The organism is Sandarakinorhabdus sp. DWP1-3-1, from assembly GCF_049896705.1.
Lineage (GTDB): Bacteria > Pseudomonadota > Alphaproteobacteria > Sphingomonadales > Sphingomonadaceae > Sandarakinorhabdus.
The window spans coordinates 53,807-73,407 of sequence record NZ_JAFCUV010000003.1; the positions used below are offsets into that span (position 1 = coordinate 53,807).

23 protein-coding genes are annotated in these 19,601 nt (G+C 67.8%); 13 read left to right on the forward strand and 10 right to left on the reverse strand.

Features of this window, described 5'->3' with window-relative positions:
• Nucleotides 1-63: 63 nt before the first annotated feature.
• The gene (hrpB, locus tag ACP7AI_RS13950; RefSeq protein ID WP_426168510.1) at nt 64-2,517 is read right to left on the reverse strand and encodes an ATP-dependent helicase HrpB; all 2,454 of its coding nucleotides are present in this window, start codon (nt 2,515-2,517) and stop codon (nt 64-66) included.
• Nucleotides 2,518-2,596: 79 nt separating this feature from the next.
• Here hrpB and ACP7AI_RS13955 point away from each other — a divergent pair, with 79 nt between their 5' ends.
• Together ACP7AI_RS13955 and ACP7AI_RS13960 are read left to right on the forward strand one after the other, a co-directional pair.
• Nucleotides 2,597-3,007, forward strand: a complete 411-nt coding sequence (locus tag ACP7AI_RS13955; RefSeq protein ID WP_426168513.1) for a GFA family protein — start codon at nt 2,597-2,599, stop codon at nt 3,005-3,007.
• 252 nt (nt 3,008-3,259) lie between these two features.
• The gene (locus ACP7AI_RS13960) at nt 3,260-4,489 is read left to right on the forward strand and encodes an argininosuccinate synthase (RefSeq protein ID WP_426168516.1); all 1,230 of its coding nucleotides are present in this window, start codon (nt 3,260-3,262) and stop codon (nt 4,487-4,489) included.
• A gap of 120 nt (nt 4,490-4,609) precedes the next feature.
• On the opposite strand, the gene ACP7AI_RS13965 is transcribed toward ACP7AI_RS13960, so the two are convergent.
• From ACP7AI_RS13965 to ACP7AI_RS13980, 4 genes are read right to left on the reverse strand one after another with little or no spacing between them, the layout of a single operon-like run.
• The gene (locus tag ACP7AI_RS13965) at nt 4,610-5,254 is read right to left on the reverse strand and encodes a MarC family protein (protein WP_426170130.1); all 645 of its coding nucleotides are present in this window, start codon (nt 5,252-5,254) and stop codon (nt 4,610-4,612) included.
• Nucleotides 5,255-5,262: 8 nt separating this feature from the next.
• Nucleotides 5,263-6,120, reverse strand: coding sequence for a bifunctional methylenetetrahydrofolate dehydrogenase/methenyltetrahydrofolate cyclohydrolase FolD (gene folD / locus ACP7AI_RS13970; protein ID WP_426168518.1), 858 nt, complete (start codon nt 6,118-6,120; stop codon nt 5,263-5,265).
• Nucleotides 6,117-6,437, reverse strand: a complete 321-nt coding sequence (locus ACP7AI_RS13975) for a DUF167 family protein (protein ID WP_426168521.1) — start codon at nt 6,435-6,437, stop codon at nt 6,117-6,119. The genes folD and ACP7AI_RS13975 overlap by 4 nt, the downstream gene beginning before the upstream one ends.
• On the reverse strand, nt 6,434-6,736 hold the full coding sequence (locus ACP7AI_RS13980; protein WP_426168523.1) for a YggT family protein: 303 nt from the start codon (nt 6,734-6,736) through the stop codon (nt 6,434-6,436). The genes ACP7AI_RS13975 and ACP7AI_RS13980 overlap by 4 nt, the downstream gene beginning before the upstream one ends.
• Nucleotides 6,737-6,856: 120 nt before the next feature.
• Here ACP7AI_RS13980 and ACP7AI_RS13985 point away from each other — a divergent pair, with 120 nt between their 5' ends.
• Together ACP7AI_RS13985 and ACP7AI_RS13990 are read left to right on the forward strand one after the other, a co-directional pair.
• Nucleotides 6,857-8,416: a long-chain-fatty-acid--CoA ligase gene (locus ACP7AI_RS13985; protein ID WP_426168526.1), complete on the forward strand. Its 1,560-nt coding sequence runs from the start codon at nt 6,857-6,859 to the stop codon at nt 8,414-8,416.
• Nucleotides 8,417-8,474: 58 nt separating this feature from the next.
• On the forward strand, nt 8,475-9,338 hold the full coding sequence (locus ACP7AI_RS13990) for a 3-hydroxybutyryl-CoA dehydrogenase (RefSeq protein WP_426168529.1): 864 nt from the start codon (nt 8,475-8,477) through the stop codon (nt 9,336-9,338).
• Nucleotides 9,339-9,352: 14 nt separating this feature from the next.
• On the opposite strand, the gene ACP7AI_RS13995 is transcribed toward ACP7AI_RS13990, so the two are convergent.
• The 3 genes from ACP7AI_RS13995 to ykgO form a co-directional block, all read right to left on the reverse strand.
• Nucleotides 9,353-9,874: a hypothetical protein gene (locus tag ACP7AI_RS13995; RefSeq protein WP_426168532.1), complete on the reverse strand. Its 522-nt coding sequence runs from the start codon at nt 9,872-9,874 to the stop codon at nt 9,353-9,355.
• Nucleotides 9,875-10,011: 137 nt separating this feature from the next.
• On the reverse strand, nt 10,012-10,629 hold the full coding sequence (locus ACP7AI_RS14000; RefSeq protein WP_426168534.1) for an HAD family hydrolase: 618 nt from the start codon (nt 10,627-10,629) through the stop codon (nt 10,012-10,014).
• 52 nt (nt 10,630-10,681) lie between these two features.
• On the reverse strand, nt 10,682-10,807 hold the full coding sequence (gene ykgO / locus ACP7AI_RS14005) for a type B 50S ribosomal protein L36 (RefSeq protein ID WP_152578011.1): 126 nt from the start codon (nt 10,805-10,807) through the stop codon (nt 10,682-10,684).
• A gap of 145 nt (nt 10,808-10,952) precedes the next feature.
• On the opposite strand from ykgO, the gene ACP7AI_RS14010 reads away from it, so the two are divergent.
• The 3 genes from ACP7AI_RS14010 to ACP7AI_RS14020 all read left to right on the forward strand — a co-directional run bounded on the left by ACP7AI_RS14010 (nt 10,953) and on the right by ACP7AI_RS14020 (nt 13,614).
• Nucleotides 10,953-11,576 carry a DUF4136 domain-containing protein gene (locus tag ACP7AI_RS14010; RefSeq protein ID WP_426168538.1) on the forward strand — a complete coding sequence of 208 codons (624 nt, stop codon included), beginning with the start codon at nt 10,953-10,955 and terminating at the stop codon, nt 11,574-11,576.
• A complete protein-coding gene (locus ACP7AI_RS14015) occupies nt 11,573-12,718 on the forward strand; it encodes a M14 family metallopeptidase (RefSeq protein WP_426168541.1) in 1,146 nt (381 codons plus the stop codon). The genes ACP7AI_RS14010 and ACP7AI_RS14015 overlap by 4 nt, the downstream gene beginning before the upstream one ends.
• Before the next feature lie 83 nt (nt 12,719-12,801).
• Nucleotides 12,802-13,614, forward strand: coding sequence for an enoyl-CoA hydratase-related protein (locus tag ACP7AI_RS14020; protein ID WP_426168544.1), 813 nt, complete (start codon nt 12,802-12,804; stop codon nt 13,612-13,614).
• A gap of 44 nt (nt 13,615-13,658) precedes the next feature.
• Here the strand turns inward: ACP7AI_RS14020 and ACP7AI_RS14025 are convergent, their stop codons facing one another.
• Entirely contained in the window at nt 13,659-14,450 is a 792-nt protein-coding gene (locus ACP7AI_RS14025) for a PEPxxWA-CTERM sorting domain-containing protein (RefSeq protein WP_426168547.1), read from the reverse strand.
• Between the two features lie 207 nt (nt 14,451-14,657).
• On the opposite strand from ACP7AI_RS14025, the gene ACP7AI_RS14030 reads away from it, so the two are divergent.
• Nucleotides 14,658-14,822 carry a hypothetical protein gene (locus ACP7AI_RS14030; protein WP_426168550.1) on the forward strand — a complete coding sequence of 55 codons (165 nt, stop codon included), beginning with the start codon at nt 14,658-14,660 and terminating at the stop codon, nt 14,820-14,822.
• A gap of 7 nt (nt 14,823-14,829) precedes the next feature.
• On the opposite strand, the gene ACP7AI_RS14035 is transcribed toward ACP7AI_RS14030, so the two are convergent.
• The gene (locus ACP7AI_RS14035; protein ID WP_426168552.1) at nt 14,830-15,930 is read right to left on the reverse strand and encodes an NAD(P)-dependent alcohol dehydrogenase; all 1,101 of its coding nucleotides are present in this window, start codon (nt 15,928-15,930) and stop codon (nt 14,830-14,832) included.
• 150 nt (nt 15,931-16,080) lie between these two features.
• On the opposite strand from ACP7AI_RS14035, the gene ACP7AI_RS14040 reads away from it, so the two are divergent.
• The 5 genes from ACP7AI_RS14040 to queA all read left to right on the forward strand — a co-directional run bounded on the left by ACP7AI_RS14040 (nt 16,081) and on the right by queA (nt 19,547).
• Nucleotides 16,081-16,338 (forward strand): exodeoxyribonuclease VII small subunit, encoded by a 258-nt coding sequence (locus ACP7AI_RS14040; protein ID WP_426168554.1) that lies wholly within the window; start codon nt 16,081-16,083, stop codon nt 16,336-16,338.
• Between the two features lie 68 nt (nt 16,339-16,406).
• Nucleotides 16,407-17,252, forward strand: coding sequence for a polyprenyl synthetase family protein (locus ACP7AI_RS14045; protein ID WP_426170132.1), 846 nt, complete (start codon nt 16,407-16,409; stop codon nt 17,250-17,252).
• Between the two features lie 9 nt (nt 17,253-17,261).
• Nucleotides 17,262-17,759: a pantetheine-phosphate adenylyltransferase gene (gene coaD / locus ACP7AI_RS14050; protein WP_426168557.1), complete on the forward strand. Its 498-nt coding sequence runs from the start codon at nt 17,262-17,264 to the stop codon at nt 17,757-17,759.
• Entirely contained in the window at nt 17,756-18,514 is a 759-nt protein-coding gene (locus ACP7AI_RS14055; RefSeq protein WP_426168560.1) for a peptidylprolyl isomerase, read from the forward strand. The genes coaD and ACP7AI_RS14055 overlap by 4 nt, the downstream gene beginning before the upstream one ends.
• Before the next feature lie 7 nt (nt 18,515-18,521).
• The gene (gene queA, locus ACP7AI_RS14060) at nt 18,522-19,547 is read left to right on the forward strand and encodes a tRNA preQ1(34) S-adenosylmethionine ribosyltransferase-isomerase QueA (RefSeq protein ID WP_426168562.1); all 1,026 of its coding nucleotides are present in this window, start codon (nt 18,522-18,524) and stop codon (nt 19,545-19,547) included.
• Nucleotides 19,548-19,601: the final 54 nt, after the last annotated feature.

The window sequence follows — 19,601 nt, forward strand, 5'->3', positions numbered from 1 at the left end:
GCGCCATCCGTGCCAAAAATCGTGGTTCATGGGCCCCGGCCTGCGCCGGGGTGACAAGGGGGCCTAACCCTTAGGCTTGACGCGCAGCGTCGGCGCCGCCACCGCCGGGCCCTCCGGCCAGGGGTGCTTCGGATAGCGACCGCGCAGGTCCTTCCTGACGTCCCCCCAGCTGCCGGCCCAAAAGCGCGGCAGGTCCCTGGTCACCTGGATCGGGCGCCCGGCAGGCGATGTCAGCCGCAGCGTCAGTGGCACCCGGCCGTCGGCCAGCATCGGATGTGCCGCCAGCCCGAACAGCGCCTGCACGCGGACATCCACCGCCGGGCCGCCGTCGGCCGCATAATCGATGGCGTGGCTGCTGCCGGCCGGCGTCTCGAACCTGGCCGGCGCACAGCTGTCGAGCCGGCGCACTTCGGCCCAGCCGACCAGCGACGCCAGCGCATCGGCAAGCTGCGCGTCGGACAGGCCGTCGAGGCGGCGCTTGCCGGCGAGCAGCGGCGGCAACCAGTCGTCGAGAGCCGCCAGCAACCCGGCGTCCGACAGGTCGGGCAAATCGGCCATCCCGGCACCCCGCGCGAACGCCACCCGCGCGCGCAGCGCCGTCGCGGCCTCGCCCCAGGGCAGCAGCGCGAGGCCGTGCCGCCGCACGCCATCGACCAGCGCCGCCGCGACCAGTGCCGGATCGGGGCGCTCCGCCGGGGAGCGCGCCAGCGTGATCGCGCCCAGCCGCCGCTGGGTTTCGGCCGTCACGCCGCCGGTTTCGGAGTCGAAGGCGAACACCGGCGTCGTCTCGATGCGATCGGCAAACAGCCGCTCGACGGTCGCCGGCGCGAGTCCCGCGCCGAGCAGCACCCGCGCGCCGGCCGCCGAGCCCGACGCATCACCGACGACGATCCACGCCGCCGCCGCCAGCGGATCCTCGGCCGCGACCGCCACCGCCCGGCCGTTGGCCATCAGATATGGCGCGCCCGGCTGGCCGCGCCGCCGCGCGACGCGATCGGGAAAGGCCAGCGCCAACGCCTGGCCGGCGGCGTCTTCGGGCAGGTCGCGCGCCCCTGCCCCGCCCGCCGCCTTTGCCCAGCGGTCCGCCAGCCGCCGCGCCGCCTCCGCCCGCGGGCTGCGGTCGCGGCGCAGCAGCCGCAGCCGCTCGTCGAGATCGGCGCCGCGACCGCCCAGCCCGCGTTCGGTCAGCACGACGGCAACGAGCGCCGCCAATGGCGCCAGCCCCAGCGGCGCCGCCCGCACCAGCATATGGCCGAGCACCGGCGGCAGCGGCAGCGCCGCCACCCGCTCGCCATGCGGCGTCGGCCGGCCGTCGCCGTCGATGGCGCCCATCGCCAGCAACCGCGCCCGCGCCTCCGCCACCGAGGCGGCCGGCGGCGGGTCGAGCCAGCGCAGGTCGGCGGGGTCCGCGACGCCCCAGCGCGCGCATTCCAGCACCATGCCCGTCAAATCGCTCTCCAGCATCTCCGGCGGGTCGAAGCGCAGCCGGCCGGCTGTCTCCCCCGCCTCCCACAGCCGGATCGCCACGCCGGGCGCCGTCCGCCCTGCCCGCCCGGCGCGCTGGGTCACCGCGGCCTGCGACGCCCGCTCGGTGACCAGCCGGGTCAGGCCGACGGCGCGATCGTGGCGCGGGCGGCGGGCGAGGCCGGAATCGATGACGACCCGCACGCCGTCGATGGTGATCGAGGTTTCGGCGATCGATGTCGCCAGCACGACCTTGCGGGTGCCAAACGGCGCCGGCCGGATCGCGGCGCGCTGGTCGGCGCCGTCGCGGGCGCCATAGAGCCGATGGACTTCGACATCAGCGGGGAGCCGCCCGTCCAGACGCTCGGCGGTGCGTTCGATCTCGGCGGCGCCCGGCAGGAAGGCGAGAATGGAGCCGGGTTCATCGGACAACGCGCCGCGGATCGCCGAGGCCATGGCGTCCTCGATACGCAAGGCAGCGTCGCGGCCGATGTGGCGCAGGTCGACCGGGAACATCCGCCCCAGGCTTTCCAGCCGCACCAGCCCGGGCACGATGGCCTCATAGGCGGCGCCGTCGAGTGTCGCCGACATCAGCAGCAGCCGCAGATCGGGACGCAGCGCCTCGCGCACCTCCAGCGCCAGCGCGAGGGCTAGGTCGCTGTCGAGGCTGCGTTCGTGGATTTCGTCGAACAGCACCGCGGCGATGCCGGGCAGTTCGGGATCGGCGACCAGCATGCGGGTGAAGATGCCTTCGGTCACCACCTCGATGCGCGTCGCCGCCGACACCTTGCTGTCCATGCGGGTGCGATAGCCGATGGTCTGGCCGACAGGCTCGCCGGCCATTTCCGCCATGCGCTCGGCGGCGGCGCGGGCGGCGAGGCGGCGCGGCGACAGCAGCATGATCTTTTTGCCCTGCGCCCAGCTCTCCCCCAGCAATGCCGGTGCCACCGCGGTCGTCTTGCCGGCGCCCGGCGGCGCCACCAGCGCGACGGGCGCGTTGGCGGCCAGCGCGGTGCGCAGCGCGGGCAGGATGTCCTCGACGGGGAGCGGCATGGCGCGGGTGTAGGGGCATTCGCAGCAACAATGAAGCGCAGGCGGTGGCGGCGCGGCGGTGCCTCTGTTAGCGACACGGATGCTCGAACTCAGCTGCCATTGCGGCGACATCCGCATCCGGATCGCCAAGCGTCCGGACTATATCCACGACTGCAACTGTACGCTGTGCAGCAAGACCGGCGTGCGCTGGGGCTATTTCCATCCGTCGGAAGTCGAGGTCACGGGCATTTCTGGCACGTACAACCGGGTCGACAAGGCGGAGCCGGCGGCGGCAATCGGCTTTTGCCCGCGGTGCAGCGCGACGACGCATTGGACGCTGACCGACACCGCGGTGGCGCGGTTCGGCAACGGCATGATGGGCGTCAACATGTGGCTGGCGAACCCAGGCGACCTGGCCGGGATCGAGCTGCGCTTTCCCGACGGTCGAAGCTGGGAGGGTGAAGGCGACTTCGGCTATGTGCGCGACAGCTACGTGATCGGCACCACCTAGGGGGGACGCGCTTCTTAAGCGCGACCGTCATGCTGGCGAACGCCGGCATCCACCGCCGTGCGAAGTGCCAACCCAACTGCTGCTGCACCGAACGCCGTGCCGGATGGTTCTGGCCGGACCATGGCGCCACAGTGGATGCTGGCGTTCGCCAGCATGACGCTACGATGGAAACGACCGCAGCCACGGCATTTCCAAGCCCCGACACCGCCGCTATAGCTCCGCGCGTCCACCCCCCGCAAAGGTTCTGCCCCTGTGTCCAAGGCCAACAGCCCCGTCAATCGCGTCGTGCTTGCCTATTCGGGGGGCCTCGACACCTCGGTGATCCTGAAATGGCTGCAGCAGACCTATGGCTGCGAGGTCGTCACCTTCACCGCCGACCTGGGCCAGGGCGAGGAGCTGGAGCCGGCGCGGGCCAAGGCGGTGATGATGGGCGTCAAGCCCGAGCACATCTTCATCGAGGACCTTCGCGAGGAATTCGTGAAGGATTATGTCTTCCCGATGATGCGCGCCAATGCGCTGTACGAGGGGCAATATCTGCTCGGCACCTCGATCGCGCGGCCACTGATCGCCAAGAAGCAGATCGAGATCGCCCGCGCCGTCGGCGCCGATGCCGTCAGCCATGGCGCCACCGGCAAGGGCAACGACCAGGTGCGGTTCGAGCTCGGCTATTACGCGCTGGCGCCCGACATCCGCATCATCGCGCCGTGGCGGGAATGGGACCTCAACAGCCGCGAGCAGTTGATCGCCTTTGCCGAAAGCCACCAGATCCCGGTGTCGAAGGACAAGCGCGGCGAGAGCCCGTTTTCGACCGATGCCAATCTGCTGCACACGTCATCGGAAGGAAAGGTGCTCGAGGACCCGTGGATGGAGGTGCCGGACTATGTCTATTCGCGCACCGACGATCCGGAAACGGCGCCCGATACGCCGCAATACATCACCGTCGATTTCGAGGCCGGCGATGCGGTGGCGGTCGATGGCGAAGGCCTGTCCCCTGCTTCGCTGCTGGCGCGGCTGAACGACCTGGGCAAGGTCCATGGCATCGGGCGGCTCGACCTGGTCGAGAACCGCTTTGTCGGCATGAAGTCGCGCGGCATGTACGAGACGCCGGGTGGTACCATCCTGCACATCGCCCATCGCGGCATCGAGCAGATCACCCTCGATCGCGGCGCCGCGCATCTGAAGGACGAGCTGGCGGTGAAGTACGCCGGGCTGCTGTACAACGGATTCTGGTTCAGCCCCGAGCGCGAGATGCTGCAGGCGGCGATCGACCATAGCCAGGCCAAGGTGAGCGGCACGGTGCGGCTGAAGCTGTACAAGGGATCGGCGAGCGTCGTCGGGCGCAAGTCGCCGAATTCGCTGTATTCGGCGGGGATCGTGACGTTCGAGGACGATGCCGGGGCCTATGACCAGCGCGATGCGGCGGGGTTCATCAAGCTGAACGCGCTGCGGCTGCGGCTGCTGGGACGGCGCGACGGGAAGTAAGCTTGTGGCGTCATCCCGGCGCAGGCCGGGGCCCATTGACCACAGGCTTTGCCGCGGGCAGCGCTCGTGTGGGTACGATCGTGGTTCATGGGCCCCGGCCTTCGCCGGGGTGACAGACGTTTAAAGTCCGAAGCTCTGCTTGATGCCGTCGACGACGAACTGGGCGGCCAGCGCCGCCAGGACCACGCCGAGCAGCCGCGTCAGCGCGCCTTCGAACTTGGCACCCATCAGGCGCATCAGCGGGCCGGCGAGCAGAAGGCAGACCAGCGTGATGAGCATGACGGCGAGTAGCGCCGCCATCACCACCAGCGTCTCTTCGGGGCTGCGGCTGCGCGCCGCCAGCAGCATGATCGCGGCGAGCGAGCCTGGGCCGGCCAGCATCGGGATGGCCATCGGGAAGACCGAGATGTCTTCGGCCTCCATCGGTTTGGCGGCGGCGGCGGCCGACGCGATGACCTCTTCGGCGCGATTCTCGCGGCGTTCGGTGCGTTTTTCGAAGACCATGTCGATGGCGATCAGGAACACCATGACGCCGCCCGCGATCTTGAACGCCGACAGGCTGATGCCGAGCGCCGTCAGGAACGCCTGGCCGCCGAGCGCAAAGGCGACGAGCACCGCCCCGGCGATGGCGACCGAGCGGAACGCCATGGCGCGCCGGTGCGCGGCGTTGGCGCCGTTGGTCAGGCTGGAAAAGATCGGCACGCAGCCGGGCGGATCGAGCACCACGAACAGCGTGACGAAGCTCGACACGAACAGCGCAAACAAGGGTCCGTTCATCGCGCTTTTGCCGCCTTCAAAGTGTTGGCGAGCAGGCAGGCGATCGTCATCGGGCCGACGCCGCCGGGCACCGGGGTGATCCAGCCGGCACGGCCGAGCGCGCCGTCGTAATCGACATCGCCGGTCAGCCGCGACTTGCCGTCGCCGGTTGCCACGCGGTTCATGCCGACATCGATGACGCAGGCGCCGGGCCGGATCCATTCGCCCTTGACCAGATGCGCCACGCCGACGGCGGCGACCAGGATTTCGGCGCGGGCGACATGGGCGGCGAGGTCGCGGGTGCGCGAATGAGCGATCGTCACGGTGGCGCTGCGGGCCAGCAGCAGCGCCGCCATCGGCTTGCCGACGATGTTGGAGCGGCCGATGACCAGGGCTTCCTTGCCGGTGATATCGCCAAGCGCCTCCTCGATCATCATCAGGCAGCCCGACGGGGTGCACGGCACCAGCGCGTCGAGGCCGGTCGCCAGTCGCCCGGCGTTGATGGGATGGAAGCCATCGACGTCCTTGGCCGGGTCGATCGTCGCCAGCACGCGATCGGTGTCGATGTGCCTGGGCAGCGGCAGCTGCACCAATATGCCGTCGACCGCTGGATCGGCGTTGAGCGCTGCGACCAGCGCCAGCAGCTCGGCCTCGCTGACTGTCGCGGGCAACCGGTGCTCGCCCGACACCATGCCGGCCTCGGTGGTCGCCTTGCCCTTGGACCGCACATAGACCGCGCTGGCCGGGTCCTCGCCGACCAGCACCACGGTCAGGCCCGGCGCACGGCCGCGGACCGCGACGAATTCGGAGACACCTGCCGCGACGTCGGCGCGCAGTTGCGCGGCGCGGGCCTTGCCGTCGATGATCACCGTCATGCCGTCACCCGCTGCTGGCAGCGGTGCAGCAATTGGACCGGGTCGCCGTCGATCATCACCGTCTTCAACCGTACCGTCTCGCCGCCGACGACCTCCACCTTGCTGCGCGGCACGCCCAGCCATTTCGCCAGCAGCTTTTCGACCGCATCATTGGCGTCGCCGTCGACCGGCGCCGCCGCCACGCGAATCTTCAGGTGCGGCGCCGCGTCGCCGTCGGCGCCGATGCCTTCGACCGCATCGCGGCCGCCGCGCGGCGTCACCCGTACCCGCAACCGGACACCGCCCGGCACCGGCGACCAGGCGTGCGGCAGCGTCACATCAGGCCCGTATCGAGGAGGATCGCCGGCAGACCGCGCTGGATCAGCATGATGATCAGGATCAGCACCATCGGCGCCAGGTCGATGCCGCCCATGTCGGGCAAGATGCGCCGCAGCGGCCGCAGCATCGGATTGAAGAAGCGGTCGAGCGCGTTGACGACGCCGCGCACGAAACCGTTCTGCATGTTGACGACGTTGAAGGCGATCAGCCACGACAGCACCGCCCAGATGACCAGGGCCCAGATCAGCCATTGCAGCACCATGGTGATGAGGCCGACGACGACGTAAAGGGTGTTCATGGGCGCGCGATCGCTCTCGCTGGGATTGACGGGACAGCCTCTAGACGCTCCCCCGCACTGCGGCAATCGCCAGTGGACCACAGCCGGGCGCACGCGGCATGGTGGCGCGGGGAGACCATGATGAGCTTTGCGACACTGGCCGAATTGACCGCCGCCCATGCCGGAGTGGCCCCGGCCAAGCCGGCGATTGTCTTCGACGGCCGCAGTATTGATTACGAGACCCTGCACGACAGCACGCTGCGCACCGTTGCGGCGCTGCGGGCGGCGGGGGTAGGCGCCGGCGACCGGGTCGGCTGGCTGGGGCTCAACCATCCCGATTATGTGATCGTCATGGACGCGTGCTTCCGCATCGGCGCGGTGCTGGTCTCGATCAACGCCCGGCTGGTGGCGCGCGAAATCGCCTATATCCTGTCTGACGCCGGCATCGGCCTGCTGATCAGCGAGCAACAGTTCCTCGCCGTCGCCGAGGAGGCCCGCGCCGCCGCCGGGGTCGAGACGATCGTGCTCATCGATGCACCTCACGCCGGCCGGCCGCTGTTCGCGGACTGGATCGCCGGCCATGCCCCCGACGCCGCCTGCCACCCCGCCGATCCCGAGGACATCGCGCTGCAGCTGTATACCAGCGGCACGACGGGTTTTCCCAAGGGCGCGCTGCTGTCGCACCGGGCGCTGCTCGGCACGATCGGCAAGGGGCCGCTGACCGGCGAGGCCTGGAGCCAGTGGGACGAGGACGATGTCTGCCTGGTCGCCATGCCGCTGTTCCATATCGGCGGCACCGGCTGGGCGCTGCATGCGCTGCACGCCGGCGCCACCATGGTCATCCTGCCGCGGCCCGACATCGCCGGAATCGTCGACGCCATCGCGACCCGGCGCATCACCAAGATGTTCGCGGTGCCCGCCGTGCTGGCGGCGATCCTGGCCCATCTGGAGGCGGCGCCCGCCGATCTCGGCAGCCTGACCGAGCTGCTCTATGGCGCCTCCCCCATCCCGCTCGACATCTTGCGGCGATCGATGCTGGCCTTTCCCAACGCCAGCTTCATCCAATGCTATGGCGCCACCGAGACCTGCGGCACGGTCGTCTACCTGCCGCCGACCGACCACGACCCGGCCGGCAATCCGCGGATGCTCGGCTGCGGCAAGCCGTTTCCGGGCAATGAAATCCGCATCATCGACGCCGACGGTAACGACGTGGCGCCGGGCATCGTCGGCGAGGTCGCGATCAGGTCGGTCAGCACCATGACCGGCTATCACCGCAACCCGGAGGCGACGGCCAAGGCGCTGCAGGATGGCTGGTATCTGACCGGCGACGCCGGCTTTGTCGACGCCGATGGCTATCTGACATTGTTCGACCGGGTGAAGGACATGATCGTGTCGGGCGCCGAGAACATCTATCCGGCCGAGGTGGAGAATGCCCTGCACGAGCATCCGGCGGTGGCCGATTGCGCCGTCATCGGCGTGCCCGACGCGCGCTGGGGGGAAGCGGTGAAGGCCATCGTCGTTCGCAAGGGCGAGGTGAGCCCCGAAGAGCTGATCGCCTTCGCCCGCGGGCGGATCGCCGGCTACAAGGTGCCGAAAAGCATCGATTTCATCGACGTGCTGCCGCGCAACCCGAGCGGCAAGATCCTGAAGAAGGACCTGCGCGCGCCATACTGGCCGGTGGGCGGGCGGCAGGTCGGCTAGCATGGCTTGCGGCGGGCGGCACAGCCGCTAAACCGGCGCCGGATTGCAGGAGAATGACGTGCAGACGATCGGGGTTATCGGCGCCGGGTTGATGGGCAATGGCATCGCGCATGTCGCGGCGCTGGCCGGCTATGACGTCATCCTGTCCGATGTCGAAATGGCGCGGGCCGAGGCGGCGCGGGCGACGATCGCCAAGAACCTGGGGCGCGGCGTCGCCAAGGCCGTCATTACCCAGGCCGATGCCGATGGCGCGCTGGGCCGCGTTCGCCTGACCACCGACAATGGCGATTTCGCCGACGCCGACCTGGTCATCGAGGCGGCGACCGAGAACGAGGCGGTGAAAAAGACCATCTTTGCCGGGCTGGTACTGAAGCCCGCGGCGCTGCTCGCCACCAACACCTCGTCGATCTCGATCACGCGGCTGGCGGCGGCCACGGATCGCCCGGATCGCTTCACCGGGCTGCATTTCTTCAATCCCGTTCCGCTGATGACGCTGGTGGAGATCATCCCCGGCCTCGCCACGTCAGATGCCACCAAGGCGGCGATGCACGGCTTTGCGGCAAAGATCGGCAAGACCGCGATCGACGCCGCCGACAGCCCGGCCTTTATCGTCAACCGCATCCTCTGCCCGATGCTCAACGAGGCGATCTTCGCGCTGGGCGATGGCGTCGGCAGCGTGGTCGATATCGATACCGGGCTGAAGCTCGGCGCCAACCACCCGATGGGGCCGCTGACGCTCGCCGATTTCGTCGGGCTCGATACTTTGCTCAGCATCATGAAGGTGATGCAGGAGGCGACCGGCGACCCCAAATACCGCCCGGCACCGCTGCTGGTGAAATATGTCGAGGCCGGCTGGTACGGCAAGAAATCGGGCCGCGGGTTCTATGACTATTCGGGGCCGGAGCCGGTGCCGACGCGGTAGCGGCTCTCTAGTCTCTACCGAGATGCTTCAGCAACAGCATCAAAATGCGAAACAGGGATACTCATTATTGCCGTATTGCTCGACTGCGCACGAATCTGAATTTGAAGAACGCCATCAGAGGAATATTTTTTGATCTGATCAGCACTTATATCCATGTTAAAGCCCTCGGTGTAACTACAGCCGTACCGACACGAAAGAACATTACGGCTAGTATTGACAAATGGCGCCGGATCACCGCCCTTGAATACGGCGCTGGCATACCTGTGCCAATCACCTCTATAATAAATCACTCCAGTTATGAACCTTTTTGGCGGAATTTCTCCCTTCTTTATTGCAGCAACAAAGGCAAAGCTCATTTGATCGTTCGAGTTGTCCTCCGAAAACTTGACTACAGGACCGGTATATTCATATCTATTCGCAAAATCGTCGCCACTGATGTCTACAGTAACCCCGTTACTGGCGACAATTTGAGATTTTTGAGCTGAAAGCCCAGCAGCCGACGCCATTCCAAGGACAATGCTTACGACGATCTTCATCTGCACCGACATACCCCACCCCTCGTTTCAACAGACTCGCCCGTATGATTTAACTGACGCTTCCGAATTTATGCAACAAGTTAGCCTTTACCAGTCAAAATTTGTCCGATTCGCGACAATCGCAGCATGTTCGTTTGCTACAATAATCCTTCGGCCACCAGCCGCGTCCGCAGCGCCGCCGCATTGGTGAAATGATGCCCGGGGAAGCCCTGTTCCCTGCCCGCGCGGACATTCTCGATCCGGTCGTCGACGAACAGCCCCTCGCCCGGTGCCAGGCCGAAGCGGCGCAGCGCGAGTTGGTAGATCGGCGGCTCGGGCTTGAACATCTGCTCGGTGCCCGACACGACGATATCCTGGAACCGGTCGAAGATCGGTGCCGTGGGCCGGAACATCGCCCAGAACTCGTGCGCGAAATTGGTGATGGCGAACAGCCGCACGCCGCGGGCATCAAGTTCGGCGACAATCTCGTGGACACCGGGCACCGGGCCCGTGATGGTTTCGAGCCAGCGCGGCGCATAGGCGGCGATGAGGTCGGCTTCGGCGGGGAATTGCGCGCTAAGTTCGGAGATGGTTTCGGCACTGGGCCGGCCGCGGTCGTGCTGGAAATGCCAGTCGGGGGTGACGACATGCGAAAGGAACCAGGCGCGATGCGACGGGTCCGGGATCAGTTTTTCATAAAGGGCGCCGATGTCCCAACCGTAGAGGACATGGCCGACATCGAAGACGACGGCCTTGATCGCGGAGGCGGGTGCCACGTTCAACACTCCCCCACCCCCGACCCCTCCTGCAGGCGGGAGGGGCGTTCAATCAGCCCTGGCGGGCCTTGAAGCGGCGGTTGGTCTTGTTGATGACATAGGTGCGGCCATGACGGCGCACGACCTGGCAGTCGCGGTGGCGATTCTTCAGCGACTTGAGGCTGTTGCGGACCTTCATGGAAATTCTCTGAATTAATGCGGTTGCGGCAAGAGCGGGCTGGCTAGGGAAAGCCCGGGCCAAAGTCAACGGATTTCACGACGACCGTTGCGAAGCAGGCGCCGCCATGCCACCTGAGGGACAGGCTGATATAGCAGGAGTTTGCGTGATGCGCCCCACCCCCCGATACCGCCTCGCCGCATGGCTGGCGCCGCTCGCCGCAACCGCGCTGCTCGCCGGCTGCTCCACCGGCACGCCGATGGCCGAGGTCACCCGCTTCAACATCGGCACCCCGATCCCCAGCGACGCCATCGCACTGGTGCCGGCCACGGGCGTCGATGCCGGCAGCCTGGAATTCCGCAGCCATGCCGCGGTGGTGGCGCGCGACCTCGATGCCGTCGGCCTGCATCCGGTCGGCGCCGATGGCCGCAGCGCCTATGTCGGCGTATTGAATGTCTACCAGACCTCGCGCCAGGGCCCGCCGAAATCGTCGCCGTTCCGCATCGGCATCGGCGGCGGCAGCTTTTCGGGCGGCGGCGGGGTCGGCGGCGGGGTGTCGCTGCCGCTCGGCAAGACGCCGTCGAGCGAGATCCGCGTCAATGTCGTCGACCTGCAGATCCGCCGCCGCTCCGACAGCTCGATGGTCTGGGAAGGCAAGGCCGTGCAGGAAGTCGCCGGCGACGCGCCGCAGGCAGCGCTGACGGCCGCCGTGCCGGCGCTGTCGAAGGCCCTGCTGACCGGCTTTCCGGGGCGCAACGGCGAAACCGTCAGGGTCAAGACCGGGCGATGATCGGCCCGATGATCACTGTCGACGCGGCCTTCGACGGCGGCAACATCGTGGTCCGACGCTGCATCGGTCCCGACGATATCGAGCTGGCGATCCGCAAGGACGCGCATAGTGACTTCTATCAATGGTTCCATTTCCGCCTGTCGGGCGCGCGCGGGGTGCCCTGCACGATCCGCATCGTCGACCTGGCCGGCAGCGCCTATCCCGGCGGCTGGCCGAACTATCGTGCCGCGATATCGTACGACCGGGTCGACTGGACCCGCACCGACACCAGCTATGACGCCACCGCGGGCAACGGCACGCTGACGATCCGCGTCACGCCCGATCGCGACAGTTTGTGGTGCGCCTATTTCGCGCCCTATTCGATCGAGCGGCACCATGACCTCGTCGCCCGCATCGGCGCCATGCCCGGTGTCGCGGTCGAGGTGCTCGGCCACAGCATCGAGGGGCAGACGATCGATTGCCTGCACATCGGCGACGGGCCGCTGCATTACTGGCTCTATGCCCGCCAGCACCCCGGCGAGACGATGGCCGAATGGTGGATGGAGGGCGCGCTGGAGCGGCTGGTCGATGCCAGCGACCCGGTGGCGCGCCGCTTGCGCCAGCGCGGCACCTTCCACATCGTGCCCAACATGAACCCCGACGGGTCGTGCCGCGGCCATCTGCGCACCAATGCCGCCGGGGTGAACCTCAACCGCGAATGGGCGGCGCCGACGGCGGAGAAATCGCCCGAGGTGCTCGCCGTGCTGACGGCGATGCAGGCGACCGGCTGCGACTTCGCGCTCGATGTCCATGGCGACGAGGCGATCCCGCAGGTGTTCATCGCCGGCTTCGAGGGGATCCCGTCGATCACCAACAGCCAGGTCGCGCTGCTCGGCGACTACAAGGCGCGGCTGGAGCGGCTGTCGCCCGATTTCCAGACGCGGGTCGGCTATCCGCCGGCACCCGCAGGCAAGGCCAACCTGGCGATGAGCACCAATGCCGTGGCGGAACGCTTCGGCTGCCTGGCGATGACGCTGGAAATGCCGTTCAAGGACAATGACGACCTGCCCGATGCCCGCGCCGGCTGGTCGCCGGGGCGATCGAAGGCGCTGGGGCGTGACTGCCTGGCGGCGCTGGCGGAGCTGGTCGACGACCTGCGCTGAGGCTGTCCTCCCCCTTTTGGCTGTTCCCGTGGCTGCCCGAGCCGCTATGACGTTAACGTCAACCTCGCGCGGGAGCCGTCATCATGGCCTATGAACATATTCTTTTCGATGAAGCCGATGGCATCGCCACGCTGACCATCAACCGGCCGGAGCGGATGAACGCGCTGCATGTCGGCGTCATCGCCGAGATGATCCATGCCGTCGATCGCATCCGCGACGAGGGCAATGTGCGGGTGCTGCTGATGACCGGCACCGGCCGGGCGTTCTGTTCGGGCGCCGACCTGGCGGGTGGCGGGGCCGGCGGTGGCGGCGGTGACACCAAGCTGCCCCCCGGGCCCCCCGATGCCGGCAAGGTGCTGGAGACGCATTTCAACCCGCTGCTCGAACGGCTGTTCGCGCTGCCGGTGCCGTTCATCACCGCGGTCAACGGTGCGGCGGCCGGCGCCGGCTGCTCCTATGCACTGGCCGGCGACATCGTCATTGCCGGGCGATCGGCCTATTTCCTGCAGGCGTTCGTCAACATCGGCCTGGTGCCCGACGTCGGATCGACCTGGATGCTGCCGCGGCTGGTCGGCAAGGCGCGGGCGCAGGCAATGATGATGCTGGGTGAAAAGATCCCGGCCGAGACGGCGCTCGACTGGGGCATGGTCTACAAGGTCGTCGACGATGCTGCGCTGATGGACGAGGCACGGGCGGTGGCGGCGAAACTGGCGAAGGGCCCGACCCGCAGCTATGCGCTGATCCGCCAGGGCATCCGCGCCAGCCTCGACATGACGCTGACCGAGGCGTTGATGGTGGAGCGGCGCAACCAGATGCAGGCCGGCCGCAGCCCCGATTTCGCCGAAGGCGTGACGGCGTTCCTGCAGAAGCGCCCGGCGGCGTTCACCGGTAAATAAGCAGCAGAAAGCCGCCGGCCCGGGGGCCGGCGGCTCTTTTGCGATCAGGCCATGGCGACGCGACGGCGACGCATGGCGGCGCCGGTCAGGCCGAAGCCGGCGATGAGCAGCGCCCAGCTCGACGGCTCGGGCACGGCGCCCGATACGGCCGAAAAGGCGATTTCGCCGCCGTACGGGTTGAAGATGCCGAAGGCGCCGACGTTGATCGCCTGCGTCTGCAGCAGCGTGCCCGACTTGGAATATTGCTGCAGCGACTGGCTGCTGCCGTTCCAGCCGAACAGGCTGTCGGAGGCGCTGTCATAGGCGATGGCCACGATATTGGCCGTGAACGACCCGAGCGCAACGCCGGTCAACGCGTAGTTCGTGACCGCACCGTCGAAATCGCTGACGAACAGCGAATTGGTGCTCGAATCATAGGCGATGCCCGAGCCATTGGACGACAGGTTGAACAGCGTCTGCTGGTTGCTCCAGTCGGCATTGGCGATGGTGACGACGTTCTGACCGCTGCAGCAGGTGACGCCATAATTGACGCTGCCATTGGTGGCGCCGTCGAGCAGCTGGCTGATGACAGGTCCGCCGGCGGCGGTGTTGCCGGTCGCCACGCCGGCGAGCGTGTATTCGGTGGAACCGCCATTGTCGCGGCCGCCGAGCCAGATCGTGCTGTTGATGGCGACGGGATAGGCGAGGCCGAAGGTCGAGAAGCTGTTGACCACGGTACCGCCGGAGATTTCGACCGCGGCCGATGAATCGCCGTCGAACAGGTAATAGGACGCCGCCTGGGCAGGCGCCACCAGTGCACCGGCGACGATCGCCGATGTTAACAATAATTTGACCATGTTGTCATGTCCCCCTGATATCGCTGCCCGGGCCCCCGTTCAGCCCCGCTGCCATGCGCCGATTTTGCTATGTTTACAATTGGAAAAGCGCATTTCCGCCCATCGTGGACAGAATCTGTTCCGCATCCACAACAGGATCGGGCTTTATCGATTTTAAACAAATTACATTTAGCGTGGGTATTTCCCTAGGGGGCTTTGGGAATAACGATGACGATTGCGACCTTCGTTGACCTGCGCAATGGCAAGGCGGCACGGGCAACCGCCGGCGCCGTGGGCAGCGGCACGCCGAGCGAGACGGTGGCTGCGATTCGCGACCTGCTCGACGACAAGCGGCTGAGCTGGGCGCTCTGGCCGCACGGTCGGCCCGGCTGAGCCGGGTTCAGGACATCAGCAGCACTGGCTTGATGACCTTGCCGGCCTTCATGTCGGCGACGGCCTCGTTGATCGCGCTGAACGGATAGGTGGTGACCAGCCGCTCGTGCGGGAACCGCCCGGCGCAGTGCCGCGCGATCAGCCAGGGGATGAAGGCCTGCGGGTCGGCATCGCCCTCCACCGCGCCGCGCAGCGCCTTGCCGCCAAGCAGCATGTTGGGGTCGATGGTGATCTCCGTCCCCGGCGGCGTCACCGCCAGCATCGCCAGCTGCCCGCGGCTGGCCAGTGCCTCCACCCCGGCGCGGATCACCGGGCCGACGCCGGTGGTGTCGACGATATGGTCGATGCCGTCGGGCAGGATGGCGCGGATCGCCGCTGTCACGTCCCGGCCATCGGCGAGGATGGTGTGGGTGGCGCCGAGCTCCCGCGCCAGGTCAAGCCGGGCCGGGTTGCGATCGACGGCAATCAAGGGCGTGCAGCCGATGTCCGCCGCCGCCATCAGCGCCGCCAGGCCGACACTGCCGGTGCCGAATACGCCAAGCGATTGCCCGGCGGCGGGCGCCAGGCTGTTGTAGACGGTGCCGGCGCCGGTCTGCAGCCCGCAGCCGAACGGTGCCAGCATGGCGAGCGGCAGGTCCGCGGGCACCTTCACCGTGTTCCGTTCATAGGCGATGACGTGGGTCGCGAACGACGACTGGCCGAAAAAGGCCGCGGCGATCGGGCCGTCCGCACCGTGCATTGGTACCCGGCCATCGGGCAGCGCGCCGGCATAGTTGAGCGCCAGGAATTGCCGGCAATATTGCGGCGCATGTTCGGCGCAGCGCACGCACTGCCCGCAGCTGGCATAGGACAGGACGACATGGTCGCCGGGCGCGACGCCGGTCACCCCCGGGCCGACGGCCTCCACCACCCCGGCGCCTTCATGGCCGAGCACCTGCGGCAGCGGCAGCCCCTGTTCGTAGTTCTGGACGCCGACATCGGTGAAACAGATGCCGCAGGCATGGATGCGGATGCGGATCTGCCCGGCGCCGGGTTCGACGAGATCGACCTGTTCGAGCACATAGGGGGCACCGCGGGCATGCAGCACGGCGGCGGTGACGATGGTCATGATGCGTCTTTCGCTTTCGGGTCCCGTGCCATCTTTTGCGCCGGCACGCGTGAAGGCAAGTCTGGCGGTTGTACCAGCGCAGGCAGCTGTCGATCGTGCCGCCCGTGAACCCGGCTTGACCCATAGGGCGCGCCCGTTCAAACACGCGCCATGGATGTTAATGCGCTTGCGGCCCTCAGCTTCGAGGAAGCCCTGAAACGGCTGGAGGCCATCGTGCACCGGCTGGAGGGCGGCGAGGCCAGCCTCGAGGATTCGATCGGGCTCTATACCGAGGGCCAGGCGCTGAAGGCGCATTGCGAGGCGAAGCTCGCCGACGCCACCCAGCGCATCGAGGCGATCCAGCAGAACGACGCCGGCCAGGCGGTCGGCACCAGGCCGTTCGGGCAGATGCCGGGCCCCGCCGCATGAGCGCCAAGTCCGACCTGGTGCACGCCTCGATCAGCCTGAAACCGGCGCTCGATGCCATCGGCAAGGCCATGGACCAGCGGTTCGACCGGCTGCTGCCGGTGCCCGGCGATGCCCGCGGCCGCCTGTTCGAGGCAATGCGCCACGCCGCGATCGGCGGCGGCAAGCGCATGCGGCCATTGCTCGTCGTCGCGGCCTGCGACCTGTTCCATGTCGATCGCGAACGCGCCTTGCGGGTCGCGCTCGCGATCGAATGCATCCATGTCTACAGCCTGATCCACGACGACATGCCGTGCATGGACGACGACGACATGCGCCGCGGCAAGCCGACCGTGCACAAGGCCTTCGACGAGGCCACCGCCGTGCTCGCCGGCGATTCGCTGCACGCGCTGGCCTTTGAAATCCTCGCCGACCCGGCGACGCATGAGGACCCGTTCGCGCGCTGCGAGCTGGTGACCGAGCTTGCCGCCGCATCGGGCCCGTCGGGCATGGCGGGCGGCCAGATGATGGACCTGGTCGCGGGCGACACGCTCTATGATCTCGCCGGCGTCACCCGGCTGCAGCAGCTGAAGACCGGCGCGCTGATCGGGTTCTGCCTCGAAGCCGGCGCCATCATGGGTCGCATCGGGGAGGCGCAGCGCACGCCGTTGCGCGGCTATGCCCGCGATCTGGGCCTCGCCTTCCAGATCGCCGACGACCTGCTCGATGTCGAGGGCAATGCCGAGGCGGCGGGAAAGGCCGTCGGCAAGGACGCCGCCGCCGGCAAGGCGACATTCGTGTCGCTGATGGGCGTCGACAAGGCCCGCACCCAGGCGACCATGCTGATCGACCAGGCCATCGCCCATCTCCACGGTTTCGGCGAGGAAGCCGACCTGTTGCGGGCCATCGCCCGTTTCGCCATCGAACGCGACCGGTAAGGACATTTGATGCGAGTCGGCGTTTACCCGGGCACCTTCGATCCCCTGACCCTGGGGCACATGGACATCATCCGGCGCGGTGCCAAGCTCGTCGACAAGCTGGTCATCGGCGTCGCCACCAACCCGTCGAAGTCGCCGATGTTCACGCTTACCGAGCGCAAGATCCAGGTCGGTCGCGAAGTCGCCGACATTCCGGGCGTCGAGGTCGTCGAGTTCGACGAGCTGCTGATGAACTTTGCCGAGCGGCTGGGCGCGACGATCATCGTGCGCGGCCTGCGCGGCGCCGGCGATTTCGAATACGAGTTTCAGATGACCGGCATGAACCGCGCGCTCAACGAGGATGTCGAGCAGGTGTTCCTGATGGCTGATGTCGCGCTGCAGCCGATCGCATCGAAGCTGGTCAAGGAAATCGCCGTCTATGGCGGCGACATCCGCAAGTTCGTGCCGCCGCAGGTCGCGGCTGACGTGGTGGCGCGTGTCGCCGAACAGGGCCTGCGCGGATCATGACATCGCTTTCCAGAATTGCCTGCCGCCTTTTGCTGGCGACCGGCGTGCTGCTCGGCGCTGCTTCCGGTGCCGCCGCCCAGGGTCGTCCCGATCCAAAGGAATTCAAACCGCCGCCGGTGCTGCCCAAGATGGCGGCGCCGACCAACATTCCCGGCATGGTGGCGACGGTCAACGACGAGGACGTGCTGCTGCTCGACCTGTCGACCGGCGGCCGCGTCAAGATCGTCATGCGCCCCGATGTGGCGCCCAAGCATGTCGAGCGCGTGCGCACCCTGGCGCGCCAGGGTTTCTATGACGGCACCGTGTTCCACCGCGTCATCGAAGGCTTCATGGCCCAGGGCGGCGACCCGACGGGCACCGGCCAGGGCGGCTCCAAGCTGCCCGACCTGGTCAATGAATTCAACGACCTGCCGCATGTCCGCGGCGCCGTGTCGATGGCGCGGGCGCAGGGCCTCGATTCGGCCAACAGCCAGTTCTTCATCGTCTTCCAGCCGGTACTGAAGCTCGATCGCAGCTATACGGTGTTCGGGCGTGTCGTGGCCGGCATGGATTTCGTCGACACCATCGTGCGCGGTGAGCCGCCCGAAAACCCGACCAGGATCCTGAAGGCCTCGATCGCTGCCGACAAGGTGCCGCCGCCGGCGTTCACGCCGATCCCGACGACAGCCCTGCCGACGGCGCCCGACGCGGCAACCCCGTCGCTGGCGCTGCCGGGGCTGCCGCCGCAACGACCGGCACCGCCGCCGCAGCGCTGACGGGGGCATGCAGGTCGCCGACTTCGATTTCGAGCTGCCGCCCGAACGCATCGCGCTCCGCCCGGCGAGCCCGCGCGACGCGGCAAGGCTGCTGGAGGTGCGCGGCGGTTTGCTGGGCGACTTCACCATGCGTGACCTGCCCGGCCGGCTGCGCGCCGGCGACGTGCTGGTCATCAACGATACGCGGGTCATCCCGGCGCAGCTGCACGGCACCCGGGGCGCGGCGCGCATCGGCGTCACCCTGCACAAGCGCGAAGCCGAGGACATGTGGTGGAGCTTCGTCAAGAACGCCCGCCGCCTGCGCATCGGCGACAGCGTCGATTTCGGCGCGGGTCTGAGCGGCGAGGTCATCGAACGCAGCGACGACGGCGCCATCCTGTGGCGTTTTTCCGCTGCCGACCTGCCCGCAGCGATGCTGGCCGCCGGCACCATGCCGCTGCCGCCCTATATCGCCGGCAAGCGGCCGACCGATGACCGGGATGCCGCCGATTACCAGACGCTGCACGCCGCCCGCGACGGTGCCGTCGCGGCGCCGACCGCCGGGCTGCACTTCACGCCGGAGCTTTGGGATTCGTTGGCTGCCGCCGGCGTCGGCCGCGAGGTGGTGACGCTGCACGTCGGCGCCGGCACCTTCCTGCCGGTCAAGGTCGACGATACCGACGACCATCGCATGCATGCCGAATGGGGCAGCATCGATGCCGCCACCGCCGCCCGGCTGAACGCGGCGCGGGCCGCCGGCGGCCGCGTCATCGCCGTCGGCACGACATCGCTGCGCTTGCTCGAATCCGCCGTCGATGCCGACGGCACGATCCAGCCGTTCAGCGGCGACACGGCGATCTTTATCACCCCGGGCTATCGCTTCGGCGCCATCGACGGCCTGGTTACCAACTTCCATTTGCCCCGGTCGACGCTGTTCATGCTGGTCAGCGCGCTGATGGGGCTGGAGGTCATGCGGGCGGCCTATGCCCATGCCATCGCCGACGGCTATCGCTTCTATTCCTATGGCGACGGCAGCCTGTTGCTGCCGGAATAGCGGAACCCCGTCCCGCGGCGCCGGGTTCCTCTAGTCCCTGCCGGGGCGCGAAGG